22 protein-coding genes and 3 tRNA genes are annotated in these 22,411 nt (G+C 62.2%); 14 read left to right on the top strand and 11 right to left on the bottom strand.

The features are described from left to right. Nucleotides 1-139: 139 nt before the first annotated feature. Nucleotides 140-742, bottom strand: coding sequence for a DUF4145 domain-containing protein (locus tag ACSVIK_RS18350; RefSeq protein WP_442445666.1), 603 nt, complete (start codon nt 740-742; stop codon nt 140-142). Between the two features lie 106 nt (nt 743-848). Next, nucleotides 849-1,583: a hypothetical protein gene (locus tag ACSVIK_RS18345; RefSeq protein WP_442445665.1), complete on the bottom strand. Its 735-nt coding sequence runs from the start codon at nt 1,581-1,583 to the stop codon at nt 849-851. A 479-nt stretch (nt 1,584-2,062) separates the two neighbouring features. On the opposite strand from ACSVIK_RS18345, the gene ACSVIK_RS18340 reads away from it, so the two are divergent. The 4 genes from ACSVIK_RS18340 to ACSVIK_RS18325 are packed head-to-tail and all read left to right on the top strand — an operon-like array spanning nt 2,063 to nt 4,494. Then, a complete protein-coding gene (locus ACSVIK_RS18340; RefSeq protein WP_277372587.1) occupies nt 2,063-2,326 on the top strand; it encodes an HvfA family oxazolone/thioamide-modified RiPP metallophore in 264 nt (87 codons plus the stop codon). A gap of 18 nt (nt 2,327-2,344) precedes the next feature. After that, entirely contained in the window at nt 2,345-3,187 is an 843-nt protein-coding gene (locus ACSVIK_RS18335; protein ID WP_442445664.1) for an HvfB family MNIO-type RiPP peptide maturase, read from the top strand. Then, nucleotides 3,184-3,894: an HvfC family RiPP maturation protein gene (locus ACSVIK_RS18330; protein WP_442445663.1), complete on the top strand. Its 711-nt coding sequence runs from the start codon at nt 3,184-3,186 to the stop codon at nt 3,892-3,894. The genes ACSVIK_RS18335 and ACSVIK_RS18330 overlap by 4 nt, the downstream gene beginning before the upstream one ends. 3 nt (nt 3,895-3,897) lie before the next feature. After that, the gene (locus ACSVIK_RS18325; RefSeq protein ID WP_442445662.1) at nt 3,898-4,494 is read left to right on the top strand and encodes an HvfX family Cu-binding RiPP maturation protein; all 597 of its coding nucleotides are present in this window, start codon (nt 3,898-3,900) and stop codon (nt 4,492-4,494) included. Between the two features lie 142 nt (nt 4,495-4,636). Here the strand turns inward: ACSVIK_RS18325 and ACSVIK_RS18320 are convergent, their stop codons facing one another. From ACSVIK_RS18320 to ACSVIK_RS18300, 5 genes are all read right to left on the bottom strand, one after another. Beyond that, nucleotides 4,637-4,882, bottom strand: coding sequence for a YheU family protein (locus tag ACSVIK_RS18320; RefSeq protein WP_277372582.1), 246 nt, complete (start codon nt 4,880-4,882; stop codon nt 4,637-4,639). Between the two features lie 23 nt (nt 4,883-4,905). Beyond that, nucleotides 4,906-7,653 carry a 7TM diverse intracellular signaling domain-containing protein gene (locus ACSVIK_RS18315; protein WP_442445661.1) on the bottom strand — a complete coding sequence of 916 codons (2,748 nt, stop codon included), beginning with the start codon at nt 7,651-7,653 and terminating at the stop codon, nt 4,906-4,908. Between the two features lie 126 nt (nt 7,654-7,779). Further along, the gene (locus ACSVIK_RS18310) at nt 7,780-8,979 is read right to left on the bottom strand and encodes an osmoprotectant NAGGN system M42 family peptidase (protein WP_442445660.1); all 1,200 of its coding nucleotides are present in this window, start codon (nt 8,977-8,979) and stop codon (nt 7,780-7,782) included. A 248-nt stretch (nt 8,980-9,227) separates the two neighbouring features. After that, a complete protein-coding gene (gene ngg, locus ACSVIK_RS18305; RefSeq protein WP_442445659.1) occupies nt 9,228-10,967 on the bottom strand; it encodes an N-acetylglutaminylglutamine synthetase in 1,740 nt (579 codons plus the stop codon). 112 nt (nt 10,968-11,079) lie between these two features. After that, entirely contained in the window at nt 11,080-12,849 is a 1,770-nt protein-coding gene (locus ACSVIK_RS18300; protein ID WP_442445658.1) for an N-acetylglutaminylglutamine amidotransferase, read from the bottom strand. 109 nt (nt 12,850-12,958) lie between these two features. Between ACSVIK_RS18300 and ACSVIK_RS18295 the strand changes: the two genes are divergently transcribed. The 4 genes from ACSVIK_RS18295 (at nt 12,959) to ACSVIK_RS18280 (ending at nt 13,891) form a co-directional block, all read left to right on the top strand. After that, the gene (locus ACSVIK_RS18295; RefSeq protein WP_442445657.1) at nt 12,959-13,432 is read left to right on the top strand and encodes a MarR family winged helix-turn-helix transcriptional regulator; all 474 of its coding nucleotides are present in this window, start codon (nt 12,959-12,961) and stop codon (nt 13,430-13,432) included. A gap of 89 nt (nt 13,433-13,521) precedes the next feature. After that, nucleotides 13,522-13,597, top strand: a tRNA-Val gene (locus ACSVIK_RS18290). A gap of 32 nt (nt 13,598-13,629) precedes the next feature. Beyond that, nucleotides 13,630-13,706 (top strand) — tRNA-Asp (locus tag ACSVIK_RS18285). A 108-nt stretch (nt 13,707-13,814) separates the two neighbouring features. Next, nucleotides 13,815-13,891 (top strand) — tRNA-Asp (locus tag ACSVIK_RS18280). Nucleotides 13,892-14,044: 153 nt separating this feature from the next. Here the strand turns inward: ACSVIK_RS18280 and ACSVIK_RS18275 are convergent. Beyond that, nucleotides 14,045-14,257, bottom strand: coding sequence for a cold-shock protein (locus ACSVIK_RS18275; RefSeq protein WP_268178504.1), 213 nt, complete (start codon nt 14,255-14,257; stop codon nt 14,045-14,047). A gap of 300 nt (nt 14,258-14,557) precedes the next feature. Between ACSVIK_RS18275 and dcd the strand changes: the two genes are divergently transcribed. Together dcd and ACSVIK_RS18265 are read left to right on the top strand one after the other, a co-directional pair. Next, nucleotides 14,558-15,124 (top strand): dCTP deaminase, encoded by a 567-nt coding sequence (dcd, locus tag ACSVIK_RS18270; RefSeq protein ID WP_442445656.1) that lies wholly within the window; start codon nt 14,558-14,560, stop codon nt 15,122-15,124. Between the two features lie 130 nt (nt 15,125-15,254). After that, nucleotides 15,255-15,467 carry a hypothetical protein gene (locus ACSVIK_RS18265; protein WP_442445655.1) on the top strand — a complete coding sequence of 71 codons (213 nt, stop codon included), beginning with the start codon at nt 15,255-15,257 and terminating at the stop codon, nt 15,465-15,467. A 75-nt stretch (nt 15,468-15,542) separates the two neighbouring features. Here ACSVIK_RS18265 and nadE read toward each other — a convergent pair whose 3' ends face one another. Genes nadE through ACSVIK_RS18250 form a run of 3 tightly spaced genes read right to left on the bottom strand, consistent with a single transcriptional unit; the run spans nt 15,543 to nt 18,269 of the window. Beyond that, entirely contained in the window at nt 15,543-16,370 is an 828-nt protein-coding gene (gene nadE / locus ACSVIK_RS18260) for an ammonia-dependent NAD(+) synthetase (protein ID WP_442445654.1), read from the bottom strand. Between the two features lie 10 nt (nt 16,371-16,380). Then, on the bottom strand, nt 16,381-17,586 hold the full coding sequence (gene pncB, locus ACSVIK_RS18255) for a nicotinate phosphoribosyltransferase (protein WP_442445653.1): 1,206 nt from the start codon (nt 17,584-17,586) through the stop codon (nt 16,381-16,383). Further along, nucleotides 17,583-18,269 (bottom strand): nicotinamidase, encoded by a 687-nt coding sequence (locus tag ACSVIK_RS18250; protein ID WP_442445652.1) that lies wholly within the window; start codon nt 18,267-18,269, stop codon nt 17,583-17,585. The genes pncB and ACSVIK_RS18250 overlap by 4 nt, the downstream gene beginning before the upstream one ends. A gap of 100 nt (nt 18,270-18,369) precedes the next feature. Between ACSVIK_RS18250 and ACSVIK_RS18245 the strand changes: the two genes are divergently transcribed. The 4 genes from ACSVIK_RS18245 (at nt 18,370) to ACSVIK_RS18230 (ending at nt 22,388) form a co-directional block, all read left to right on the top strand. Continuing rightward, nucleotides 18,370-19,059, top strand: coding sequence for an NUDIX domain-containing protein (locus tag ACSVIK_RS18245; RefSeq protein WP_442445651.1), 690 nt, complete (start codon nt 18,370-18,372; stop codon nt 19,057-19,059). A 66-nt stretch (nt 19,060-19,125) separates the two neighbouring features. Then, nucleotides 19,126-20,250, top strand: a complete 1,125-nt coding sequence (locus ACSVIK_RS18240) for a GNAT family N-acetyltransferase (protein WP_442445650.1) — start codon at nt 19,126-19,128, stop codon at nt 20,248-20,250. A 350-nt stretch (nt 20,251-20,600) separates the two neighbouring features. Next, entirely contained in the window at nt 20,601-22,085 is a 1,485-nt protein-coding gene (gene putP, locus ACSVIK_RS18235) for a sodium/proline symporter PutP (RefSeq protein WP_442445649.1), read from the top strand. An 84-nt stretch (nt 22,086-22,169) separates the two neighbouring features. After that, complete coding sequence (locus ACSVIK_RS18230) at nt 22,170-22,388, top strand: VF530 family DNA-binding protein (protein ID WP_442445648.1); 219 nt, start codon at nt 22,170-22,172, stop codon at nt 22,386-22,388. The last annotated feature ends 23 nt before the right edge of the window (nt 22,389-22,411 follow it).

The following is a 22,411-nucleotide window of genomic DNA, read 5'->3' as shown; positions in this document are numbered from 1 at the left end:
ACCAAACTGCCCGACTCATGCAGGCGTCTTCAAGCTATCCCATTGATCAAAATGGGATTTTTGTGGGGATTCCTCAGAATCTGTCCCCCTTTTTTATGTCCCCTTTTTTACTGCTTGGGGAGAGTCCATATACCAATTGTTATGTTGCACTTGCACGACGATTTTTGAATTGCTCGAAGCGGTCTCGATAAGAAAATAGGTAATCGAGGATAGCATTGGTGAACTCAATGGCGTCTTTAGCGTCGGCCTGGGATATAACGACATTCACACCATGCGCTGCTTCGTTTCCTACCACACGGAGAGCATCGGACCATTCAAAGAGGCGATCATCAATGAGTGTGAGCTCTTTCATTTTCTTCAATGACGCGCTGAGGTTCCGTTCCTCGACACCATGAGCGGCGCAAGTGCCCTCCAGAGTTTTACGGCACATGATGGCTGACGCAGTGTATGCCTGAGTGCGATAACAAGTGCAGGCCTCTTGAAAGGCTGCTCGAATCTCAACGGGGGCGCTTGGATTGACGCGAATGTCACCTTGCGGAAAGACAACGAATGGAATATCCCATTTGTCACCCTCGGCCATATTGCCGATGTTCGTCTGGCCAATGAGGATTGGTTCTTGGCAGGTAGTACAAGCAAGAAGGGTATAGCGCCGCGAGGGTTCCTGTCCGTCGAAATGGCGCCAGTACGAGCCTGCTTCCGTTGCTTCGACATATTGGCGGCAGTTTGAACATTCAATGATCATACGGAACCTGCTTGTGCTACATGACGTAGAGCTAACTGGCGCTGCGCCGCTTTATCGCGCAGCATCCAGCGACCGAAGGGAACGAGGTTGAGCGCCGGGTTGGGCATTATTGGAACTCCGGAGATGCAAACACAGCTTTAGCGGTCTCACACAGAGCAGAGAAGTACGTGTGCAGATAGCTACACAGAACATGGCAATATAGGTTATCCACGGCTAATCGGTCACCAAGCTCCGACTCACCGACGAGAATTTCATCAAATTGGCGCCCTCTATCCAGGCGCATTTTTCGGTGTTCGGGGCTGAGATACGCCCCAGTGCTTTGGATCTTTCGAAGATCGTCGTTTTCACGCGACCAAGCTAACATGCCGCTCGCATGCGTAAGGCAGTTACGAATCTTGATTGCCGCTTGCACCTGCTCGTATAGGGGCACCTGATCCAGAGACATTCCTACCAACCGGAAAAATTTGAATAGACGGTTGACGCCTTGACCTTTTACATCTTGTAGTTGAACATTGACATGCGGTTGAAGTTCACCGGCCAACAAAAGTAGATATGACTCAAATAGTGAAACAGCACTAAATAAGTTTCCCACAGCAATGAGATAAGGAAACGTGTGGTCAAGTTTGTGCGACTCTGACTCCCACCTACGTTTCCGTAATTCGGGGTGATTCGGAAAGTAGGCATCCAGCTTGGAGAGTTCCAACTTCCTCTCATGATCGATGAGACGTGGGGCTTTCCAGATGAAGTCCGAGACGTCGTTAAATTCCCGCTGAGCGCGTGCTGCTAGCTCATTTATTTGGCCCGGGAGTCCTGAGGTTGAATGTGTAGCAAGTGCGGTCATGATGCCCAACAGTGGTCAGATGGATGGCGGTACTAATTCGATAGTAGGGCCTTCCATTTAATTCCGCATCATCCCGTTTTGCTTCGCACGAAAAATCCCTTCCAATCATGGGCTTACCGCTGTACTCCGGCAGTCCGCTGTATTAGCTTGACCTCTTCTTTTTGCTCCAGCATTGCGCCTGGCACACCGCGAGGTGGTTGTTCGGGCTACCTGCTATCGAAAGCCTCGCCGCTGAAGCGCCTCCCGCGGTGTGGTGGATGTTTCTGTACCAGCGGGGGCTTTCGGCTCTGGCATCCTGCTTCGTTCTACCTCCTGCCTCCAAGCAGTCGTAGCCGCGACTGGTGGCGGGCAAAGCGCCCCCGGATTTCATCCGGGCTACGGAAAATTTTTATCTCTGCTGTAACGCCCGCACCTGTGCCTCGTCCATTGCTGCGAGGGCGCCAATCCGGCCCCGCATTCCGAAACGATGGAGAGATGCCATGAAACCACTCAATACCCTGACCGCTACCCTGGGCGCCGCGCTGCTGACTTCCGTGGCCTTTACTGCACAGGCCGCGAGCAACCCTTTCGCCGCGCAGGAGCTGAGCAGCGGCTACAGCCTGGCTGCTGGCGAGAAGAGCCAGGAAGGTTCCTGCGGTGAAGGCAAGTGCGGCGGTGAGATGAAGGCCGACAAGGAAGGCTCGTGCGGTGCCGAGAAGAAAGCCGGTGCCGAAGGTAAATGCGGCGGCGAAAAGAGCGAGTAAGGGCGAGAGGGGCGGATCATGCAACTTGCTGAACTGGATGGCGCCGGCCTGGGCTTGCGCCGCGGGCTGCTTGCCGAGCTGATTGCCGATGACGCCAGCGGTGCCGACTTCCTGGAAGTGGCGCCGGAGAACTGGATCGGTGTCGGGGGTCGACTGGGCAAGCAGTTGCGCGCCCTGAGCGAGCGCCGGCCGCTGTTGTGCCATGGTCTGTCCCTCAACCTCGGCGGCTTTGCGCCGCTGAACATGGAGCTGCTGCACGCCATCAAGGGCTTTCTCGACGAGCACGGTGTGCTGGCTTACAGCGAGCATCTGTCGGCCTGTGCCGACGAGGGTCAGCTCTATGACCTGATGCCGTTGCCGTTTTCCGAGGAGTCTATCGAGCGCATCGCCGAGCGCGTGCGCATCGTTCAGGACGTGCTGGGAAGACCGCTGATCATCGAGAACGTCTCGGCTTATGCACGCCTGCCAGGCGAGCTGGACGAGGCGGATTTCGTCCGTGCGGTGCTGGAACGCGCGGACTGCCAACTGCTGCTGGACGTCAACAACGTCTACGTCAACAGCCTGAATTTCGGCTTCGATGCCGTTACCTATATCGCGGCGATGCCGAGCGAGCGCATCGCTTATCTGCATGTCGCCGGTCACTACGACCAGGCCGAGGATCTGAAGATCGACACCCATGGTGCGCCGGTGATCGACCCGGTGTGGGCGTTGCTCAGTGCCACCTACGCGAGACATGGTTTGCGCCCGACCCTGCTGGAGCGCGACTTCAACTTCCCGCCGCTGGCCGAGCTGTATGCCGAGCTGGCACATATCCGCAGCCTGCAGCAGGCCGCACAACCGCTGAGCAGGTACGGCACATGAGCGGCGTGCAACTACAGCGCGACTTCGCTGCGCGCATCCGCCAGCCCGAGGCTCAGGCGCTGTTGCCGGGCGTTCCGGTAGAGCGCATGGCGATCTATGAGGAGCTGTTCTTCAACAATGTCGCCAGCCTGGTTGGCAGTGCCTTTCCGGTGCTGCGCGAGGTTTTAGCAAGCGAGCGTTGGCAGCGGCTGTTGCACGCCTTCTTCGCCGAGCATCGGGCGGCGACTCCGTACTTTCCGCAGATCAGCCAGGAGTTCATCGCCTGGTTGCAGCAGGGGTATCGCGCCGAGCCGGAGGATCCGCCGTTCATGCTGGAGCTGGCGCATTACGAGTGGGTCGAGCTGGCGCTGGACGTCAGCGCGGCGCAACTGCCTGCACAAGGCTGGTCGCCATTGGCCTGGCCGTTGGCCTACCGCTGGCCGGTGCAATTGATAGGGGGCGAGCACCGCCCGCTGCAACCGCCAGCACAGCCAACCTGCCTGCTGGTCTGGCGCGATAGCCAGGACAAGGTGCGCTTCATGCAGCTAACGCCCTTCGCCTATCAGCTCGCACTGCGTCTGCAAACCAATGAGCCGGTGATGCAGGCTCTGCGAGACCTGGCCAATGCCCACGGCCTGCTTGCCGACGGTGTCTATTTCGACAACGCCCGCGCGCTGCTGGACGACTGGCAGGCACGGGATATCTGGTTTCCCCCCGCCGAGGACTGACTCATGATCGCTCTACTCAATCGCTGCCAGGATGCGCTGGAGGCGTCTCGGCGCCTGGATTTTCTCGGACCGCTGCTGTTGCGCCTGTATCTGGTGCCGGTGTTCTGGATGGCTGGCACGCAGAAACTCAAGGATATCGATGCCACCGCCGCCTGGTTCGGCAACCCGGACTGGGGACTAGGCCTGCCATTTCCCGAACTGCTGGCCTGGGCCGCGGCGCTGACCGAGGCCGGTGGCGCCATCTTGCTGCTGTTCGGCTTGGCGCTGCGCTGGGTGAGCATCCCGTTGATCATCACCATGCTGGTGGCGATCTTCACCGTGCACTGGCCCTATGGCTGGCAGGCGATTGCCGACCCATCCGCGCCCTTCGCCAACGAGCGCGTGCTGGCCGCGGCGGAAAAGCTCGAACGGGCGCGCGCCATCCTGCGTGAGCACGGCAATTACGACTGGCTGACGAGCAGCGGCAAGTTCGTGGTGCTGAACAATGGCATCGAGTTCGCCGCCACTTATCTGCTGATGCTGGTGGCGCTGTTCTTCAGTGGGGCGGGGCGTTGGTTGAGCGTCGATTACTGGCTGGCGCGTCGCTACGGACACCTCTAAAAACTAACTGCGTTGCCATCACCGCGTTAAAAACAGGCTCAAAATGCTCATTTACAGCTCGTAAACTCCGCTTTTTCGCCTGTTTTTGCCTTGTGCTGGCTGCCTCGTCTACGTTTTTAGAAGTGTCCTGGCGTGGATGAGGTCAGGATTCTTCGCGCAGGGCGTCGATCCACTCCTTGGGTACGTCGCGCCTGAGCGCCAGTTGGCACTGTTGGCTGTCGGGGTCGAAGACGATCACTGCCTCACCCTTGTCCAGGGCACGCCGCACCCGTTGCACGCGGGTTTCCAACGGCGTTTCGTCCCCGTTGTCGGTGCCGTCACGGGTGACGAAGTCTTCGATCAGGGCGGTGAGGGTATCGGCTTGCAACAGGTGAGGCGGTATCAGCACGGTGGGGCTCCGGTGTTGCGCTGTCAGGGCTCCGAGCGCGGGCTCAGGTAGCGCTCCAGGGTGTCGTATAGCAGTGTGCTGTCCAGGGGTTTGCTGAGAAAGTCATTCATGCCGACATCCAGGCCGTGCTGCCGGTGTTCGTGCAGGATATGCGCAGTCAGGGCGATGATCGGCACAGGCGGCAATTGCCGGTTGCGCTCCAGGCGGCGTATGTCGCGGGTGGCCTCGAAGCCGTCCATTTCCGGCATCTCGCAGTCCATCAGCACCAGATGGAAGGCCTCCGGTGCCTGGCTGTAGGTTTCCACCGCTGCCTTGCCGTTGTTGACCAGGCGCACGTCATAGCCGCGCTTCTTGAGGAAGCCCTGAACCACCAACTGGTTCACCGGGTTGTCTTCGGCCACCAGAATGCACGGCGCATCGCCGTTTTCACTGCGTATTTCTCGAACCAAGGTATGCACCTGTGCGCGGGGTTCCTGATAGAGCTCGTCGAGGGCCTGGCGCAGGCTGTTGACGGCAACGGGTTGGGCCAGGTACTGCAGGCGCAGACCCTGGCCGGAGGGTAGGGTATGGCAGTGCTCCGGCGGGCACACCAGTAGCACGCGCTGGCCAGGTTGCAACTGCGTGCTCAGTGACTCCAGCCAGTGCGTGACGCTGCCGGGCCAGGGGGCGATCAATACCAGCAGCGGTGCGACCTTGAAGTCTTCCAGATATTCATGCAAGCGCTCCGGTGTCTGGCAGCGCTCGGTGCGCATGCCCCAGCGCCCGAGCAGGCGGCTCATGGCGTCCAGCCCCAGGCCATCCAGCGAGGCGAGCAGGGCCATGCGCCCAGCGAGCAGGCGAGCGAGCTCGTCCGGTGGCTCGATAGCCTGCGGCAGGGCTATCTCGAAGGCGAAGCGAGTGCCCTGGCCGAGGGTGCTCTGCACCTCGAAACGCCCGCCCATCATTTCCACCAGCTCCTTGCTGATGGCCAGACCCAAACCACTGCCACCATAGCGGCGGGTGGTGCTGGAGTCGCCCTGGGCGAAGGAGTCGAACAGCTTGGCCAGCACCTGCTCGCTGATGCCGATGCCGCTGTCGCTGACGGCGAAGACCAGACTGGCGGCGCCCTGGCTGTCGTTGCGCCGGCTGATGCTGAGGGCGACATGGCCTTCGGCGGTGAACTTGAGGGCATTGCTGAGCAGGTTCATCAGTACCTGCTTGAGCCGTGTCGGGTCGCCCTGGATACGTCGCGGCACGCCATTTTCCAGGCTCACGTAGAGGCGCAGGTGCTTGTCCAGGGCCTGGCCGGTGAACAGGCTGAGGGTTTCGGAAATCATCTCTTCGAGGTCGAAGTCGATCTGCTCCAGGCTCAGCTTGCCGGACTCGATACGTGCGTAGTCGAGGATGTCGTTGATCACCGCCATCAGCGAGCTACCGGAGCTGGCGATGGTGTCCACGTAGAAGCGCTGGCTGCGGTCGAGCTGGGTTTCGCGCAGCAATTGCAGCATGCCCAGTACGCCATTGAGCGGGGTGCGAATCTCATGGCTCATCTTGGCCAGGAACCGGCTCTTGGCCTGGTTCTCGAACGCCGCCTGCTCGGCCGCACGGCGCGACTGGAAGCCTTCTTCCTTGAGCAGGTTGATGCGGTCGGCCAGGCCGATGGAGAGGGTGATCAGCTCGATGGTCACGCCGATCTTCACCGCCGCGCCACCGAACACGCCGAACAGCTCCAGGCCCAGCGAGCCGGTGGTGGCATGGATGAAGGCGAACAGCAATATGGCCCAGGCCAGGGTGTAATAGGAGCCGTAGCGCACACCACGGCGCCAGGCGTAAAGGCCGGTCAGCAGGAGGATCAGCGACACCAGCGAGACGGTCAGGCTGGCGAGGATGTTCCAGGCGGCGAAGCCGATCAGCGGCACCGACATCAGGCAACCGACGCACGCCAGCATCAGCAGGCGCAAGCCGATATCCAGGCGCGGGAAATACTGGCGGATATGGAGGAAATGCCGGCTGAACTGGATGGCGGTGAGACAATGCAGGTACATCAGGATGTAGATGGCTACCGACTGCAGCGCCACGTGTTCGGGCAGCAGTTTGAACAGCATGCCGTCGAAGCAGGTGGCCAGCAGGCCGACGTTGAGGCTGTAGGCCAGGTACCAGAGGTAGGCCGATTCACGCAGCGACAGGTAGAGGAACAGGTTGTAGCAGAACATGGCGAACAGCACGCCGTAGAACGCGCCGTTGAGACCCATGAGGTTTTCCTGGGCGGCGGCGCTGGCGCCATAGGTGGCGAAGTACATCGGCACGAATACCGTGCTGGTGGTTTCCACCCTGACCAGCAGGGTGCTGGTGCCAGGTTCGAGCTGCAGGGGAAACCAGAAGTTGCGCACCTGCACCGGACGCTGGGCGAAGGCGAAATGATCGCCGCTCTCCTGTTCCAGGCGCTGCCCATCAGGGCCAAGCTGATAGACCTGGATATGATCGAGCAGCGGGTAGTTGACCTCCAGGTAGCCGCCCAGGGCATGGCCGAGGCGGTTATCCAGGCTGACCTTGAACCACCAGGCCGAAGCGTTCTTGCCCAGGTTCGGTTGCGCGGCCTGGATCGGCGCGAAGGCGTCCGCATCCAGGGCCAGCACCTGGTCGACGCTCATGCTGCCACTCTTGTCTTCGTAGTAGCCCAGATAGGGGCTCAGGGACAGGCGCAAGTCTTCCCTGTCCAGCGGCATGGGTTGCCCTGCCCAGCTCGGGCAGGCCAGCCAGAAGAGCAAAAAAGCCAGGCAGAAACGAGGCATCCACGAACCTCTGGGCCAGAGTCATTCTTATCGCGAGCGGGCGGCTCGGGTTGGCAGGGCTGAAAAAGGGGGAACTCGCGTTCCCCCTTCATTCTTGTGTCACTTTGCCTTTATGCAGGGCGGCCTTCAAGCGTCCTGTTCACGCTGGCCGAGCAGGCTGTCGACAGGCGGAACACGGGTATCGCTTTCCATCTGCGCTTCGTGCTCCAGTTGATGACTGAAACGCTCCAGCGAGCCTTGCGCGGGTTGCGCGTCGCTGGCGAAGACGGGTGGGCTGAGTACGTAGGCAGTGAGGATCTGGGTCAGCGCCTTGAGGCTGTCGATATGGGTGCGCTCGTAGCCATGGGTGGCGTCGCAGCCAAAGGCCAGCAGGGCGGTGCGGATATCGTGGCCGGCAGCGACCGCCGACTGGGCATCGCTGTGGTAGTAGCGGAACAGGTCACGGCGCACCGCAATCTCGTTTTCCGCGGCCAGACGCAGCAACTGGCGTGACAGGTGATAGTCGTAGGGGCCGCCGGAGTCCTGCATGGCCACGCTGACGGCGTGCTCGCTGGACTGCTGGCCCGGGGCGACCGGGGCGATATCGATACCGACGAATTCACTGACGTCCCAGGGCAGGGCGGCGGCAGCGCCAGAGCCGACCTCCTCGGTGATGGTGAACAGCGGGTGGCAATCGATCAAGGGTTGCAGGCCATGATCGCGCATGGATTTGAGTGCCGTCAGCAGCGCTGCTGCACCGGCCTTGTCGTCGAGATGGCGGGCGCTGATATGCCCGCTTTCGGAGAATTCCGGCAGTGGGTCGAAGGCGATGAAGTCGCCCACGGAGATACCCAGCGCATCGCAGTCAGCGCGGGTGGCGCAATAGGCGTCCAGGCGCAGTTCGACGTGATCCCAGCTCACTGGCAGGGTGTCGACTGCGGTGTTGAAGGCATGCCCCGAGGCCAGCAGCGGCAATACGCTGCCCCGGATCACGCCGTTGTCGGTGAACAGGCTGACGCGGCTGCCTTCGGCGAAGCGGCTCGACCAGCAGCCCACCGGGGCCAGGCCGAGACGGCCGTTTTCCTTGATCTCGCGGACGGCGGCGCCAATGGTGTCCAGGTGTACCGAGACGGCGCGGTCGAAGCGCTCGTATTCGCTCTGACGTCCACGCAGGGTGGCGCGGATGGTGCCACGACGGGTCAGCTCGAAGGGAATTTCCAGTTCTTCCAGACGTTCGGCGACGTAGCGCACGATGGTGTCGGTGAAACCTGTGGGGCTGGGGATGGCGAGCATCTCCAGCAATACCTTCTGCAGGTATTCGAGGTCGGGTTCGGGGAGTTGTTGCATGGAGTCTCCTTGTTTCTATTGCGGAGGCTTTCTCTTGCAGGCAGTTGAAAAACTACCTACGTTGCCATTGCTGCGTTAAAAACAGCCTCAAAATGCTCATTTACAACGCGTAAACTGCGCTTTTTCGGTTGTTTTTGCCTTGCACTGACTGCCTCGCCTACGTTTTTCAACGGCCTGCTAGGTAGGAACGAATTCAGCGGCGATCGTTTCGTGACGCCGCAGATGAATCCGTTCCTGCACCCACGGCATCAGCCGGTCGCCTGGCTCAGCGGGAACAGCAGGTCGACGAAGCGCTCGGCGGTCGGCTGCGGTTCGTGGTTGGCCAGGCCGGCACGCTCGTTGGCCTCGATGAACACGTGTTCCGGCTGATCGGCGGCCGGCACCAGCAGGTCGAGGCCGACCACCGGAATTTCCAGAGCGCGCGCGGCCTTGATGGCAGCGTCGCGCAGGGTCGGGTGGAGGATCTCGGTGACGTCCTCCAGGGTGCCGCCGGTATGCAGGTTGGCGGTCTTGCGTACCGCCAGGCGCTGGCCGGCCGGCAGCACGCTGTCGTAGTCGAGGCCGGCGCCGTGCAGGGTGCGCAGGGTTTCGGCGTCCTTGGGGATGCGGCTCTCGCCGCCAGTGGCGGCCTGGCGACGGCGGCTCTGGGCGTCGATCAGCTCACCGATGCTGTGGTGACCGTCGCCGATGATCTCGGCCGGGCGGCGAATGGCGGCAGCCACCACCTCGTAGCCGATCACCAGCACGCGCAGGTCGTGACCTTCGTGGTAGCTCTCCAGCAGTACGCGCTGGTCGAACACGCTGGCGCGCTCGATGGCTTCCTGCACCTCGCCCGGCGTGCGCAGATCCACCGCCACCCCCTGGCCCTGTTCGCCGTCCACCGGCTTGACCACCACCGCACCGTGTTCGGCGAGGAAAGCGGCGTTTTCTTCGGCACTGCCGGCCAGGCATTGCGCCGGCACACTGAGCTCGGCACGCGACAGGGCGCGGTGGGTCAGGCGCTTGTCCTGGCACAGGGTCATGCTCACGGCGCTGGTCAGGTCGCACAGCGATTCGCGGCAGCGGATGCGTCGGCCTCCGTGGCTGAGGGTGAACAGCCCGGCTTCGGCGTCATCCACCTGCACCTCGATGCCGCGGCGCAGCGCCTCGTCGACGATGATGCGCGCGTAGGGGTTGAGTTCGGCCTGCGGGCCGGGGCCGAGGAACAGCGGCTGGTTGATGCCGTTCTTGCGCTTGATGCTGAAGGTCTGCAACTCGCGAAAGCCCAGCTTGGCGTAGAGCTTCTTGGCCTGCTTGTTGTCGTGCAGCACCGACAGGTCGAGGTAGTTCAGACCACGGCTCATGCCGTGCTCGATCAGGTGACGCACCAGCACCTCGCCGACGCCGGGGCGGCTGCATTGCGGGTCGACCGCCAGGCACCAGAGGCTGCTGCCGTTCTCCGGGTCGCGGAAGGCGCGTTGGTGGTTGAGGCCCATGACGCTGCCGATCACCGCGCCGCTGTCTTCGTCCTCGGCCAGCCAGTAGGTGGGGCCGCCTTCGTTGTAGGGGGTGAGCTTGGCCGGGTCGATGGGCAGCATGTTGCGGGTCTGGTACAGGCAGTTGATGGCCTGCCAGTCGGCATCGCTCTGCGCTCGGCGAATGCGAAAGCCGCGGAAGCTGCGGCGTGCTGGGCGGTAGTCGGTGAACCACAGGCGCAGGGTGTCGGACGGGTCGAGAAAGAGTTGCTGCGGGGCGTGGGCCAGCACCTGATGCGGCGCGGCGACGTACAGGGCGATGTCACGCTCGCCGGTCTGTTCACCCAACAGCGCTTCGGCCAGTGCCGTGGCATCCGGGTAGGTATGGCCGATCAGCAGGCGACCCCAGCCACAATGGATGGCCTGCGGTTGGCTTGGCTCGCTGGTGTGATCCTCGGCCAGGCGCGCTTGCAGGCGTTCGTAGGAAGGTGTCTGGCCGCGAATCAGGCGTTGCTTGAAGGCAGGGGAGCGCATGAGTTGTCCTTGATCTCTTCCTCCGGTGCGAGCCGGGGTAATGTCATGCCCCGGATGACATCCGGGGTGGGTTGGTCCTGCAGGAGCGGTGCGAGAACCGCCCCTGCCCGGGTTACAGGCCCTGTTCGCTCAGCCACAGGTTGAGGGCCGCGAACTGCCACAGCTTGGAGCCGCGCAGCGGTGTTAGCTGGCTCTGTGGGTTAGTCAGCAACTGGTCGAGCATGTTCGGGTTGAACAGGCCGCGATCCTGGCTGGGGTCGAGCAGCAGGTCGCGTACCCAGCCGAGGGTGGCGCCTTCCAGGTGCTTGAGGCCCGGTACCGGGAAGTAGCCCTTGGGCCGGTCGATCACCTCGCTGGGGATGACCTTGCGTGCGGCTTCCTTGAGCACGTACTTGCCGCCTTCGGGCAGCTTGAACTGCGCGGGGATACGCGCTGACAGCTCCGCCACGCGGTAGTCGAGGAACGGCGTGCGCGCCTCCAGGCCCCAGGCCATGGTCATGTTGTCCACGCGCTTGACCGGGTCGTCCACCAGCATCACTGTGCTGTCCAGGCGCAGCGCCTTGTCCACTGCCGCCTCGGCGCCAGGCTGGGCGAAATGCTCGCGGACGAACTCGCCGGCCATGTCATCGGTGAGCCAGGCCGGTTGTACGCAGGCGGCGTACTCGTCGTGCTCGCGGTCGAAGAAGGCCGCGCGGTAAGCGGCGAAGGCATCCTTGGCGCCATCGACCTGCGGGTACCAGTGATAGCCGGCGAACAGCTCGTCGGCGCCCTGGCCGCTCTGCACCACCTTGCAGTGCTTGGCCACTTCGCGAGAGAGCAGGTAAAAGGCGATGCAGTCGTGGCTGACCATCGGCTCGCTCATGGCGCGGAAGGCCTGCGGCAGTTGCTCGAGAATCTCGTGCTCGCCGATGCGCAACTGGTGGTGGCGGGTGCCAAAGCGCTGAGCGATCAGATCCGAATACTGGAACTCGTCGCCGCGTTCGCCGCCGGCGTCCTGAAAACCGATGGAGAAGGTCAGCAGGTTTTCCACGCCCGCTTCACGCAGCAGGCCCACCAGCATGCTCGAGTCGACGCCGCCGGAGAGCAGCACACCGACGTCCACCGCTGCGCGCTGACGAATCTCCACCGCTTCGCGCATGGCTTCCAGCGTGCGGTCGCGCCATTCTTCAAAGCCGTAGCCCACTTCCTCGCCCTGCGGGCCGAACTGCAGCGTCCACCAGGTCTGTTGCTCGACCTGGCCGTCGGCATCGACACGCATCCAGGTGGCGGGCGGCAGCTTCTGCACGCCAGCCAGGATGGTGCGCGGTGCCGGCACCACGGCGTGGAAATTCAGGTAGTGGTTGAGGGCGACGGCATCCAGCGTCTTGGCGATGTCGCCGCCTTGCAGCAGGGCCGGCAGCGAAGAGGCGAAGCGCAGGCGCTCGCCAGTGCGCGACAGGTACAGCGGCTTGATGCCGAGGCGGTCACGGGCAATGAACAGGCTTTGCTTGTCACGCTCCCAGACGGCGAAGGCGAACATGCCGTTGAGCTTGGGCAGCAGCTTTTCGCCCCAGGCGTGGTAGCCCTTGAGCAGCACCTCGGTGTCGCCGCCGGAGAAGAAGCGATAGCCGAGCGTTTCCAGCTCGGCACGCAATTCGGGGTAGTTGTAGATGGCGCCGTTGAACACCATGGACAGACCGAGGTCACTGTCGATCATCGGCTGGCCCGAAGCTTCGGCCAGATCCATGATCTTCAGCCGACGATGGCCGAGGGCGATGGGGCCCTGGCTATGGAAGCCGTGGGCGTCTGGACCACGAGGGGCCAGGTGATGGGTGATGCGTTCGACTGCCGCCAGATCCGCGGGGCGTCGATCAAAACGTAGTTCTCCAGCTATTCCGCACATAAGTTCCTTACCGGTGTTGCCGTTGGGGAGTGGTTCGTGGTCGAACCTTTTACACCAAACCAAAAAAATGCTTTCATGTCAAAGTTTTGGTTGGTACGAATTGGTGCTTATGAGTGATAAAAAAGTTCCTGATGAAATAGAATTGTCATCCGTCATGGCCTTCGAGATGCCCCTGTTTCAGGCGCTGCGGCGCCTTCAGCAAGCGGGGGAGGTGCACGCCAAGCGCCTGTCTCGTTTCGGCGGGCTGACGCCCATGCAACTGATGGTGCTGCAGGTGCTGGCCAGCGAGACGCGGCTGACTGCCAGTGTGCTCAGCAGTCGTGTCAGTCTGACGGCCGCGACGCTGTCCGGGCTGCTCGACCGCCTCGAGGAGCGCGGTTTGCTGCAGCGCCAGCGCGACGATCAGGATCGCCGCCGTCAGTGGTTGCTGATCACCGATGCCGGTCGTGAGCTGATCCAGCAGGCCTCGTCCTTGATGCCGCCGGAATTCAATCAGCGTTTCGCCGCATTGGCGGACTGGGAGCGCCACAGCCTGGCGGCGGCCCTGCTGAGGGCGGCCGAGCTGTGCGGTGAGATGGACTGAGGTCAGGCGCTTTATTTCAGAAAAAATTCAAGCAGGGTGTTGACTTAGCGCCGCTGCCTGCATAAAGTGCGCGCCTCGCTAAGGCACATGGGTGGTTAGCTCAGCCGGGAGAGCATCTGCCTTACAAGCAGAGGGTCGGCGGTTCGATCCCGTCACCACCCACCATTAGCGAATTTGGACGCAAGTCCAGCCGACGCGCAGCGGTAGTTCAGTCGGTTAGAATACCGGCCTGTCACGCCGGGGGTCGCGGGTTCGAGTCCCGTCCGCTGCGCCATTATTTCCCGGATCGAGTTTCGCTCGGTTCGAGATGGCAAGGCCCGCCAGGGCGCCATCGGATGCTACAGAGTTTCATGAGTTCCTTGGACGCAAGTCCAACCGACACGCAGCGGTAGTTCAGTCGGTTAGAATACCGGCCTGTCACGCCGGGGGTCGCGGGTTCGAGTCCCGTCCGCTGCGCCATATACGAAACCCGTCGATCGCAAGATCGACGGGTTTTTTATTGCCTGCGGGATCGGCGCTAGCCAGGCTCAGCGGCGAGCATGAATTCGCTTTTGCGCTGCAATAAAAAAGCCCCGCACTAGGCGGGGCTCTTTTTCAAGCGATCAGCGCAGATCAACCAACGATCTGAACTTCTTCAGCTTGCATGCCTTTCTGGCCACGGGTAGCCACGAAGGAGACCTGCTGGCCTTCTTTCAGGGTCTTGAAGCCGTCAGCCTGGATGGCTTTGAAGTGTACGAACAGGTCGTCACCGGATTGCGGGGTGATGAAGCCGTAGCCTTTCTCATCGTTGAACCACTTGACGGTGCCGTTCTGACGATTGGACATGTGATGTCTCCTAAACAGAATTGATAACAGCCTCGGAAAAGCCCAGGCCGGGACTGAGTGCAACGAGTACTAGGAGTCGACGATGTTTGGATCGAAATCTAGGCATCATGTAGCGATTCGCGGTGACACATGCAGCACAGTGATCACACCATACGTGTTTTTATCGCCAAGTGCGAATGCTGGATGCAGCTTTTTTCGCAAATATTGCGTGATGAGCCTGTTGCCGGTCTTTGAAGCGTGGCGTCAGCCTCGGTAAGATGCGCTCACTTTCTTGCAACGACCCAATTCAGGACCTTCGCCATGAGCATCAAATCGGACAAGTGGATTCGCCGCATGGCCCAGGAACAGGGGATGATCGAGCCCTTCGTCGAGCGCCAGGTGCGGGGTGCCGATGCCAGCCGCGTGATCTCCTATGGCGTGTCCAGCTACGGCTACGACGTGCGCTGCGCCGATGAATTCAAGGTGTTCACCAATATTCACTCGGCCATCGTCGACCCGAAGAACTTCGATGAGAAGAGCTTCGTCGACATCAAGAGCGATGTCTGCATCATTCCGCCGAACTCCTTCGCCCTGGCCCGCACCGTGGAATACTTCCGCATCCCGCGAGACGTGCTGACCATCTGCCTGGGCAAGAGCACCTATGCGCGCTGCGGCATCATCGTCAACGTCACGCCGCTGGAGCCGGAGTGGGAAGGCCATGTGACCCTGGAGTTCTCCAACACCACCAACCTGCCGGCGAAGATCTACGCCAACGAGGGCGTGGCGCAGATGCTGTTCCTGCAGTCCGACGAGGCCTGCGAGGTGTCGTATCGCGATCGCGGTGGCAAGTACCAGGGGCAGAGGGGCGTGACCTTGCCCAAGGCCTGAGTGCCTGGCAGTGCTACGAAGCCGGGCCATGCCCGGCTTTTTCATGGGCGAAGTCATTGGTCGAAAAGGCTGAATCTTCATGAGCGGGCCGCACTCAACCTGCTACAGCCCACGCTCAGGAGAGCCTGCCATGTCCCTTGTCGACCTCAATGCTGCCGCCATTCCTGGTCAGCCCAATCCCGATGTGCCGGATCAGCCCGGTAAACCCGTGCCGCCGCAGGAGCCGGGCGAGCCGACCGTGCCCGATCAGCCGCCGCCTGCGCCGGTCGCCGGTTGTCGCCCGCGAGAAATCTGCGAGCGCAGCGCACGCCCGGCCGAGCGAGTGGTCAACGGACGGTTCTGAGCGGGCGCTCTATCCGCATGCCGAATACGAAGAAGCCGGGGTAATGCCCGGCTTCTTCGTTATGCCTGCGAATTATCAGGGCACCAGCGGTAGCTCGCGCTTGTGGCGGGTGTTGTCGTAGGTGCGCACGATGGTGGCGTAGGCTTCGTCGCTGACCTTCTCGCCATGCAGGAAGGCGTCGATCTCGGCGTAGGTCACGCCGTGCGCTTCCTCGTCCGGTTTGCCTGGGCGCAGCTCTTCCAGGTCGGCGGTCGGGGTCTTCATCACCAGATGCTGCGGCGCGCCCAGGTGCGCGGCAATGGCGCGCACCTGCTTCTTCACCAGGCCAGACAGCGGGGCGAGGTCGCAGGCACCGTCACCGAACTTGGTGAAGAAGCCCATTACCGCTTCGGCGGCGTGGTCGGTGCCGATCACCAGGCCATTGTTGGCATTGGCGATGGCGAACTGGGCGACCATGCGGATGCGCGCCTTGATATTGCCGACGACGAAGTCGCGGCGCGCGTCGCTGAGTTTCTGCAGGTGGGTGACCTGCTCGCCGAGGCCGGTCACGCTGCTGGCGATGTTGACCGTGTCCTCTTCATCGGCGCGGATGAATTTCAGCGAGTCCTGGGCATCGTGCTCGTCGTGCTGAGCGTTGTACGGCAGGCGCACGGCGATGAAGCGATAGCTGCTGTCGCCGGTTTCTGCGCGCAGCTCCTCGACCGAGAGCTGGGCCAGGCGCCCGGCGGTCAGCGAGTCGACGCCGCCGCTGATGCCCAGCACCAGCACCTTGAGGCCGGCATTCTTCAGGCTGTTCTTGATGAAGGTCTTGCGCTTCTCGATCTGGGCGATCAGCGCGGCCTCGTCGGCGAAGGGCGGCACTACGTCGAGGGCTGCGGCGATTTCGGCTTGGCGGTTGCTCATGTCGGTGTCCTCACTGGGCGTCAGGGACGCGAAAGACGTGTTTCAGGTAGTGGACGAAGTTCTCGTCGCGGCATTGGGTCTTGCCGGGCGTATCGGAGATCTTGGCCACCGGTTGACCGTTGCAGGCGATCATCTTGATCACGATGTTCATCGGCTCGACGCCGGGGATGTCACAGGTCAGGTTGGTGCCAACGCCGAAGCTTACGTGGATTCGCCCGGAAAGTGCACGGTAGAGCCGTAGCGACTTGGCCAGGTCGAGGCCGTCGGAGAACACCAGAGTCTTGCTCATGGGGTCGATGCCAAGCTTCTCGTAGTGGGCGATGGCTTTTTCTGCCCACAGCAGCGGGTCGCCGGAGTCGTGGCGCAGGCCGTCGAAGAGCTTGGCGAAGTACAGGTCGAAATCCGCCAGGAAGGCGTCCATGGTGATGCAGTCGGTCAGGGCGATGCCGAGCAGGCCACGGTATTCGCGCACCCAGCAGTCCAGCGCGGCAATCTGGCTGTCGATCAGTCGTGGGCCCAGTTGCTGGTGGGCCATCAGCCATTCGTGGGCCATGGTGCCGATGGGCTTGAGGTCGAATTCGCGCGCCAGGTGCAGGTTGCTGGTGCCGACGAAACGCCCGGGAAAGTCGCGCTTGAGGATGTGCACCGCCTGCTCCTGCACGCGGTAGGAGAAGCGCCGGCGGGTGCCGAAGTCGGCCAGTTGGAAGCCCTCCAACTCGCTGGGCGAGGCCTCTGCCTTGAGCCAGTCGAGTTTTTCATAGAGGCGTTCGGCGGCCTGTTCCAGCAGCACTTCGCGGTAACGGTAGCGGTTGCGCACCTCGCTGACGATGGCCAGCAACGGCACCTCGAAGAGGATGATGTGCAACCAGGGGCCGCGCAGACGAATGCTCAACTGGCCGTCTTCGATGCTGCTGTGGACGTAGCGCATGTTGAAGCGGAACAGGCTGAGGAAACGGATGAAGTCGGGTTTGATGAAGGGAATGCGTTCGAGGAAGGCGAGCTGGTCGACGCTCAGGCTCAGCTCGCTCAAACGCTCGATCTGGTAGCGGATTTCGGCCAGGTAAGGGGTCAGGTCTTCGCTGCTGCGACAGCGGAACTCCCATTCCACCTCGGCGTTGGGGTAGTTGTGCAGCACCGCCTGCATCATGGTCAGCTTGTACAGGTCGGTATCGAGCAGGTTCTGCACGATGCGCTCGGCGAAAATGCTCTCGCTCATAACGGGGGCTCCTTGGTGAGGGCGCTGTCCAGCTCATCCAGGCTGGCGGTCAGGAGAATGCCCTGTTCGCGCATCAATGTGCAGGCTGTTGCCGCTGTATCTTCGGCGATGGCGCGGCAGGCTGGCAGGTGGACGATCACCCGCAAGCCAGCACGGCGCAGTTGCAAGGCGGTGGTCTTGACGCAGTAATCCAGCGCCAGGCCCCCGACCAATACCAGGTCGACGCCATTTTGCCGAAGAAATTCGATCACGCCCGTGCTGCGTTTCTCAGCCAGGTCGTGGTAGCAGGCGCCATAGGGGTGCAGATCCGGCTCAACGCCTTTCCACACGAAATAGTCGTAATCCAGCGGTGCGGGCAGGCCGTCCAGCAGCTCGAAACCGCGGGTGCCCGGTACGCAATGGCTGACCCAGGTGAGGTCGGCATTGGCCAGTGGCAGCGGCTGCAGCATCTGTGCAGGCTCCGGCACCACCCAGGCGGCCTGCGGGCTATGGGCATCCTTGCTGCCGATGCGCAATTGCGCGCGGGCAGCCAGTTGGTTCAAGGCGGGCACTATGGCATCGCCTTCGGGCACGGGCAGTTCGTCGGGGCACAGCGGGGTGAAGCCTTTCTGTGCATCGACGTCGAAGCTGGCGATCTTCATGCTGGGTCTCCTTTCTGTGCCTGGGTTGTCTACATATTTCATCTGATGAAATATATGGTCAAGTGTTTTTTCTCATCCAGAGGTGAAAAAACTCGGCTTATTGGTCAAGATGAAATAAGTGCAAGGAGAAGTGAGGGGCGCGATGAGTGCAGTGGAGGTTCTGGCGGGCGTCGATATCGTGGCCCTGCGTCTGGGTGAAGGTGGTTTGCAGGTGCTGCTGTTGCGCCGCCAACGAGAACCCTATGCCGGGCAATGGGCGTTGCCGGGTGTGCTGGTCAACGGTCGTTGTGCCGATGCCAGCCTGGATGCCGCCGCCGCCCGCGCCCTGGCGGACAAGGCAAGGTTGCAGCCACAGTATCTGGAACAGGTGGCGACGGTGGGCAATGGCGTGCGTGATCCGCGTGGCTGGTCGTTGAGCACCTGCTATCTGGCGTTGTTCGCGCCGGACGCCGAGGCGCAGGACGAGAACCTGCGTTTCGTCGAGGTGCAGGCGGTCACCAGCGGCGAGCAGGCGTTGCCTTTCGACCATGCGCAACTGGTGCGCCTGGCGGTGGAGCGCCTGCAGGGCAAGTCGGTGTATAGCTCGCTGCCGCTGTATCTGCTGGCGCCGCGCTTTACCGTGACCGATGCGCTCGGCGCGTTCCAGGCCTGCCTGGGCCAGCCGCTGCAGCACACCACCTTGCGCGGGCGCCTGGACAGAATGAAGGCGCAAGGCTGGATCCATGACACCGGCGAGAAGAACTACCCGAAGATGGGCCGCCCACAGAACTTGCTAGAGCATCGCCCGGTGGCGACGGGCGCCTTCATCTTCGACCGCAGCCTGCTCGCCTGAACGCTGACAGGCCACCTGCGGACTGTCATCCTGTGCCGATGTCGTTCGCGCCACGAGATCTTCGTCATGCCCTTACAGAGCCTCGACTCACTCAATGCGCTGCCGGCTGCTACCTGGGATGCACTGTTACCCGAGCCGCAGCCCTTCGTGCGCCATGCCTTTCTCTCTGCATTGGAGGACAGCGGCAGTGTTGGCGGGCACAGTGGCTGGCAGCCATCGCATCGCCTCTGGTGCGATGAGCACGGGCAGGTGCAGGCGGCGCTGCCGGCCTATCTCAAGCAGCATTCCTATGGCGAATACGTGTTTGACCATGCCTGGGCCGATGCCTGTCGGCGTGCCGGTATTGCCTATTACCCCAAGTTGCTTGGCGCCGTGCCGTTCTCGCCAGTCGCTGGCGCGCGCCTGCTCGGCACGGCGCAGGCGGCGGAGCAATTGCTCGATGCCCTGAGCGCCGGGCTGGAGGGCGAGGGGCTGTCGAGCATGCACCTCAACTTCACTTCGCCGGCTTGCGATCAGGTACTGGCCGGGCGCGATGGCTGGTTGCAACGGCTGGGCTGCCAGTTTCATTGGCACAATCGGGGTTACCGCGACTTTCAGGATTTTCTCGATGCGCTCAGCTCGCGCAAACGCAAGCAGATGCGCAAGGAGCGGGAGCAGGTGGCCGGGCAGGGCATCGAGTTCGACTGGCGCCAGGGCCATGAGCTGAGCGAGGCGGACTGGGATTTCGTCTACCACTGCTACGCCAACACCTACCATGTGCGCGGCCAGGCACCCTATCTGACGCGCACCTTCTTCAGTCTGCTGGCCGAGCGCATGCCCGAGGCGATTCGCCTGGTGCTGGCGCGCCAGCATGGCCGGGCGGTGGCCATGGCCTTCTGTCTGGTGGGCGGTGCTACCCTCTATGGGCGCTACTGGGGCTGCCTGGCCGAGTTCGACCGGCTGCATTTCGAGACCTGTTTCTATCAGGGCATGGCGTTGGCCATCGATGCCGGTTATGCCCGCTTCGATGCCGGCGCGCAGGGCGAACACAAGCTGATTCGTGGTTTCGAGCCGGTTATCACGCATTCCTGGCACCGTCTCTGCCATCCTGGCTTGCGTGCCGCCGTGGCGGATTTTCTCGAGCAGGAGCGCCCAGGCGTGCGCGCCTATGCCGAAGAGGCCCGTGGTTATCTGCCCTACCGGCAGGTATGATCGCGCGCCTCGCGCTGATGGCACGCACGTCGGTAAGTGGCCGGTGCTGGAGTTTCCTGCAAAAAATCCAGAGTTTTTTGCAAGAAGCAGACGCAGTGCAACCTCTACATTCCGCCGTCGGCTGTTATCAGGCCGTTTTTGCCGGTGTCTTGCTAGGCTCTGTACGAAAGAACGCCGAAGGCCAATGCTTTTCGTAGATAGCCTAGGATGAACCGGGTACCACCGCCCATGATCCGTATCAACACGGCGTGGTTCTTGCGTGGTGTTCGCCCCGAGCGAATGCGTTTTGCCAATGCTGGGAGTGGCCGAGTTCACGCCCTATAACAACAAACGAGAGGGGAGCCCCCCAAATGACAGCTAGTACTCCAATGCTCGTCACCTTCGTGGTGTACATCGCCGCCATGGTGCTGATCGGTCTGATCGCCTATCTGCGTACCAAGAACCTTTCCGACTACATCCTCGGTGGCCGCAGCCTCGGCAGCTTCGTCACCGCGCTGTCCGCCGGTGCTTCGGACATGAGCGGTTGGCTGCTGATGGGCCTGCCGGGCGCCATCTTCGTTGCCGGTATCTCGGAGAGCTGGATCGCCATTGGCCTGGTCATCGGTGCCTACCTGAACTGGCTGTTCGTGGCCGGTCGCCTGCGCGTGCAGACTGAGCACAATGGTAACGCCCTGACCCTGCCGGACTACTTCACCAATCGCTTCGAGGACAACAGCCGCCTGCTGCGCATCTTCTCCGCGCTGGTGATCCTGGTGTTCTTCACCATCTACTGCGCCTCCGGTGTGGTCGCCGGTGCCCGTCTGTTCGAGAGCACCTTCGGCTTGTCCTACGAAACTGCACTGTGGGCCGGCGCCGCCGCCACCATCGCCTACACCTTCATCGGTGGCTTCCTGGCGGTGAGCTGGACCGACACCGTGCAGGCCACCCTGATGATCTTCGCGTTGATCCTTACCCCTGTAGTGGTGATGATCGCCACTGGTGGTTTCGACCCGGCCATGGTGGCCATCGAGGCGGTCGATGCCAGCCACTTCGACATGCTCAAGGGCGCCACCTTCGTCGGTGTGATCTCGCTGATGGCCTGGGGCCTGGGCTATTTCGGCCAGCCGCATATCCTGGCGCGCTTCATGGCCGCCGATTCGGTCAAATCGATCCCGGCTGCTCGCCGTATTTCCATGACCTGGATGATCCTCACCCTGGCCGGTGCCGTGGGCGTCGGCTTCTTCGGCATCGCCTACTTCTCGGTGCACCCGGAAGTGGCCGGGCCGGTGGGCGAGAACCCGGAGCGGGTGTTTATCGAGCTGTCCAAGCTGCTGTTCAACCCCTGGATCGCCGGCGTCCTGCTGTCCGCCATCCTCGCTGCGGTGATGAGCACCCTGAGCTGCCAACTGCTGGTGTGCTCCAGTGCCCTGACCGAGGACTTCTACAAGGCCTTCCTGCGCAAGGGCGCTTCGCAGACCGAGCTGGTCTGGGTCGGCCGCGCCATGGTGCTGCTGGTGGCGCTGGTGGCCATCGCTCTGGCCGCCAACCCGGATAACCGCGTACTGGGACTGGTGTCCTATGCCTGGGCCGGTTTCGGCGCTGCCTTCGGCCCGGTGGTGATCCTCTCCCTGGTGTGGAAGGGCATGACTCGCAACGGCGCTCTGGCCGGTATGCTGGTCGGCGCGGCCACCGTCATCGTGTGGAAGAACTGGATCGGCCTGGGTCTGTACGAGATCATTCCGGGCTTCATCCTCGCCACCCTGGCCATCGTCGTCTTCAGCCGTATCGGCCAGGCGCCGAGCGCCTCGATGATCAGCCGTTTCGACAAGGCCGAGCAGGAATACAAGTCGGTATAATCCGGCAGGCTGTACAGAAGGCGATGATTGCGCGGCAGTCATCGCCTTTTTTCATTTCATGCGATCTGCACACGGAACTGCCTCATGCACAGCAACGATCCCTTGCACGGCCTCAGCTTGCAGACAATTCTCACCGCACTGGTCGAGCGTCTCGGCTGGGAGGGGCTGGCGCGCCAGGTGGACGTGCGCTGTTTCAAGCATGAGCCGAGCATCAAGTCGAGCCTGACCTTCCTGCGCAAGACGCCCTGGGCACGGGCCAAGGTCGAGGCGTTGTACCTGCAGACTTTCCGTGTACGCGATTGAGCGCCTGCCAGCAGCCTGATGTG

The sequence above is a fragment of the Pseudomonas sp. NCHU5216 genome (assembly GCF_052156495.1).
Taxonomy (GTDB): Bacteria; Pseudomonadota; Gammaproteobacteria; order Pseudomonadales; family Pseudomonadaceae; genus Aquipseudomonas.
Note: the sequence above shows the minus strand (reverse complement) of the source record. Positions and strands in the feature narration are given on the sequence as shown.

Coding starts and splice junctions, on each gene's coding strand:
- ACSVIK_RS18230 (WP_442445648.1), top strand. CDS start 22,170: ATGCACAGCAACGATCCCTTGCACGGCCTCAGCTTGCAGACAATTCTC.
- ACSVIK_RS18350 (WP_442445666.1), bottom strand. CDS start 742: ATGATCATTGAATGTTCAAACTGCCGCCAATATGTCGAAGCAACGGAA.
- ACSVIK_RS18310 (WP_442445660.1), bottom strand. CDS start 8,979: ATGCAACAACTCCCCGAACCCGACCTCGAATACCTGCAGAAGGTATTG.
- ACSVIK_RS18300 (WP_442445658.1), bottom strand. CDS start 12,849: ATGTGCGGAATAGCTGGAGAACTACGTTTTGATCGACGCCCCGCGGAT.
- nadE (WP_442445654.1), bottom strand. CDS start 16,370: ATGAGCAACCGCCAAGCCGAAATCGCCGCAGCCCTCGACGTAGTGCCG.
- ACSVIK_RS18315 (WP_442445661.1), bottom strand. CDS start 7,653: ATGCCTCGTTTCTGCCTGGCTTTTTTGCTCTTCTGGCTGGCCTGCCCG.
- ACSVIK_RS18295 (WP_442445657.1), top strand. CDS start 12,959: ATGAGTGATAAAAAAGTTCCTGATGAAATAGAATTGTCATCCGTCATG.
- ACSVIK_RS18240 (WP_442445650.1), top strand. CDS start 19,126: ATGCCCTTACAGAGCCTCGACTCACTCAATGCGCTGCCGGCTGCTACC.
- ACSVIK_RS18265 (WP_442445655.1), top strand. CDS start 15,255: ATGTCCCTTGTCGACCTCAATGCTGCCGCCATTCCTGGTCAGCCCAAT.
- ACSVIK_RS18335 (WP_442445664.1), top strand. CDS start 2,345: ATGCAACTTGCTGAACTGGATGGCGCCGGCCTGGGCTTGCGCCGCGGG.
- ACSVIK_RS18250 (WP_442445652.1), bottom strand. CDS start 18,269: ATGAAATATGTAGACAACCCAGGCACAGAAAGGAGACCCAGCATGAAG.
- ngg (WP_442445659.1), bottom strand. CDS start 10,967: ATGCGCTCCCCTGCCTTCAAGCAACGCCTGATTCGCGGCCAGACACCT.
- ACSVIK_RS18340 (WP_277372587.1), top strand. CDS start 2,063: ATGAAACCACTCAATACCCTGACCGCTACCCTGGGCGCCGCGCTGCTG.
- putP (WP_442445649.1), top strand. CDS start 20,601: ATGACAGCTAGTACTCCAATGCTCGTCACCTTCGTGGTGTACATCGCC.
- ACSVIK_RS18330 (WP_442445663.1), top strand. CDS start 3,184: ATGAGCGGCGTGCAACTACAGCGCGACTTCGCTGCGCGCATCCGCCAG.
- dcd (WP_442445656.1), top strand. CDS start 14,558: ATGAGCATCAAATCGGACAAGTGGATTCGCCGCATGGCCCAGGAACAG.
- ACSVIK_RS18345 (WP_442445665.1), bottom strand. CDS start 1,583: ATGACCGCACTTGCTACACATTCAACCTCAGGACTCCCGGGCCAAATA.
- pncB (WP_442445653.1), bottom strand. CDS start 17,586: ATGAGCGAGAGCATTTTCGCCGAGCGCATCGTGCAGAACCTGCTCGAT.
- ACSVIK_RS18275 (WP_268178504.1), bottom strand. CDS start 14,257: ATGTCCAATCGTCAGAACGGCACCGTCAAGTGGTTCAACGATGAGAAA.
- ACSVIK_RS18245 (WP_442445651.1), top strand. CDS start 18,370: ATGAGTGCAGTGGAGGTTCTGGCGGGCGTCGATATCGTGGCCCTGCGT.
- ACSVIK_RS18325 (WP_442445662.1), top strand. CDS start 3,898: ATGATCGCTCTACTCAATCGCTGCCAGGATGCGCTGGAGGCGTCTCGG.